The organism is Mucilaginibacter terrenus, from assembly GCF_003432065.1.
GTDB lineage: Bacteria > Bacteroidota > Bacteroidia > Sphingobacteriales > Sphingobacteriaceae > Mucilaginibacter > Mucilaginibacter terrenus.
This window is the reverse complement of sequence record NZ_QWDE01000010.1, coordinates 1-2,601: the sequence shown is the minus strand read 5'-3', so window position 1 is coordinate 2,601 and position 2,601 is coordinate 1. Positions and strand designations below refer to the sequence as shown.

Here is a 2,601-nt window from a genome sequence, read left to right as displayed (position 1 = left end):
TGTATGTTATGGAGATGTTGACCACCTGATTCCGGGCCAAACTGACCAGGCAATTAGCTGACGTGGGGCGTGCAGCAAACGCTATAAAAGCGTGTACAAAAATAGTTATTTAAAAGGTATTTTCATTAGTAGCTGGTTTCCGGTTCAACGTTACGTTTTCTTCTCATAGATTCTCCTTTCAGTTCGATGCGGTGCGCATCATGAACGATCCGGTCCAGGATCGCATCAGCAACTGTTTTTTCACCGATCACTTCAAACCATTTGCTTACCGGTAGTTGCGAGGTAATGATCAGCGAGGTCTTGCCATGCCGGTCTTCAATAAGTTCCATTAGCGCAGCCCTGCTTTGTGCATCAAAAGGTTGGATACCGAAGTCATCCAGTATGAGCAGCTGTGTCCTTTCCAGTTTAGCCAGCTCTTTGATATACGAGCCGTCTGCCTTAGCCATTTTCAGTTTAGCGAATAGCTTAGGCGTACTGGCATAAAATACCCTGTAGCCCAGCATACAGGCCTGATAGCCGATAGCAGAAGCCACATAGCTTTTACCGATACCGGTACTACCGGTAACCAGTACGTTTTCATTGCGGTCAATGAAGGTACAGTCTGCCAGGCGCATGATCTGGTTGCGGTCGATACTTCGTTCTGCATGGTAATGAACGTCCTCTACAGAGGCTTTATAGCGGAACCTGGCATATAATATCGTTCGTTCGATACGCCTGTTTTGCCGGTCGTCCCATTCTGCATCTACCAGGTGGGCCAGCAGTTCATCCGCTGTATAATCATTCGTTTTACCCGTTTCCATGCTGCTTTTGAAGGCATGGAACATGCCGAAGAACTTCATCTTCCGCAGTTTGTCCAATGTACTTGTGTTCATGTTATTTGTTGTTTAATGGTTATTTGTAATAGTCTTTTCCCCGGATATTATCATGATTAGGCATAGGCAGCTCATCTGCAAACAGGCTTTCCTCGTAGCCGTCCATCTTGTTCTCCAGGATGGTTTGTATCGTTTTATAGTTATGAATACCATAGCTGAGCGCACGCTGGCAGGCCATTGTTAAGCGCTCGTTCCCGGCTTTCTTGGCGAAGCCAAGGACACCCAGGCAGGACTTGTAAGCCTGCTCCGGGTGTTGCTTCCGGTCAAGGATCTTAAGGATATAAAGCCGCACATCTTCATGGATGGATGCAGCCCAATCCAGGAACTTATCAGGTGTCCAGTCAGTTACAAAGCGGTGCGTAGTGGCCATGTGGTCTTTGTCGGTCGTATAGCCATAAGGGTTCTTTGCCCGTTTGTGCAAAGCAATGCGCTCGTAGTTGGAGTAGATCTCTACGATAGTACTGGAATACAAAAGCTTAACCCGCTTGCCGATGAAGCGATAAGGCACACTGTAATAGTGTTTATCCGGGCCGAGGTTGACATGGCCGTTCTTGATCACTTTAGCGTAGAAGTGCTTTTTGAATTGGTAAAGCAGGACAGGCAACGGCATCAGGGTATGCCGTTCGATCTCTTCAAACTGTAGTCGGCGGCTGTAGTTGCGTCCTTTAAGCAACTGGCTGTTATGGGTTCCCAATGCTTCCCAAATACCTGTATTCAGCTCTTTTAAAGAATGATAGGTAACCCGGTTGATAGGCGCGTAGATCTTGGTATAGATGATCTTAACGGCACCTTCTACCAGTGCTTTGTCACGCGGGCGGTACGCCCGCGCTGGTAGTATGGTTGTGCCGTAATGATCTGCAAAGTCCTCAAACGTTTCGTTCAAAGTAGGTTCATAACGGCTACTTTTGGTTACGGCAGCCTTCAGGTTATCCGGCACAATGGCGGCAGGAACGCCACCAATAAAGTGCAGCGTATTCTCGCAGGCTGCAATAAAGTCTTCCTTTTGCTGGCTCATAACCGCTTCTACATAGGTAAGCTGGCTGGCTCCGAGGATAGCCACAAAGACCTCTACTGCAATAACTTCACCGGTATCCTTATCGGTATAGCTTAGCTTTTCACCTGCAAAGTCCACATAAAGCTTATCACCGGCTTTGTGATCCATGTGCATGGTCGGGTTGACCCTGGCCTTCCACTGGTTGTAATAAAAGCAGAATTGGCTGTACTGGTAGCCATCAGGAAACTCTTTGCGGTAGGATTCCCATAGCATATAACGGTTGACACCGGTGCGTTTGAGTTCTTTATCTACGTGGGGAAAACAGCGTTGCATAGACTGCATACGGCTGGTAGGCGGGTGTTCTTTGCTTTTACCGAAGAGATCTTCCAGCTCCTTATCATTGAAGGCATCTATCTCCTCAAACGTAAAGCCGCTGGCTTTAAAGGATGCCAGGTACTTCTTTACGGTATTCCGGGATGCGTCAGTCTGGGCAGCGATGGTCATTATGGGCCGCTGCTGGCTGTACATCCTTAAAATCTTTCTAATCTTACTCATGCTGATCGTCGAATTGGCCATGTTTGGAGGTATATGTTGCCTCCGAAAGATGGTTGCTTCTACAGCATTTGCTACACGTTGAGGGTGGTCAGTTTGTCCCGGAATCCCCTGGTCAGTTTGCCCCGGAATTGGTGGTCAGCTTGCCCCGGAATCAGGTGGTCTCGTTCATCAGAATCTCCA

The 2,601-nt window shown here is 47.9% G+C and carries 2 protein-coding genes; both read right to left on the bottom strand.

Annotated elements, in window-relative coordinates; genetic code table 11:
* Positions 1-125 precede the first annotated feature (125 nt).
* Positions 126-872, bottom strand: coding sequence for an IS21-like element helper ATPase IstB (gene istB, locus DYU05_RS20810; RefSeq protein WP_117385101.1), 747 nt, complete (start codon positions 870-872; stop codon positions 126-128).
* A gap of 19 nt (positions 873-891) precedes the next feature.
* On the bottom strand, positions 892-2,421 hold the full coding sequence (istA, locus tag DYU05_RS20805) for an IS21 family transposase (RefSeq protein WP_235854078.1): 1,530 nt from the start codon (positions 2,419-2,421) through the stop codon (positions 892-894).
* Positions 2,422-2,601: the final 180 nt, after the last annotated feature.

Excerpts from the sequence above, each read along its gene's own strand:
- istB (WP_117385101.1), bottom strand. The coding sequence starts at position 872 with ATGAACACAAGTACATTGGACAAACTGCGGAAGATGAAGTTCTTCGGC.
- istA (WP_235854078.1), bottom strand. The coding sequence starts at position 2,421 with ATGAGTAAGATTAGAAAGATTTTAAGGATGTACAGCCAGCAGCGGCCC.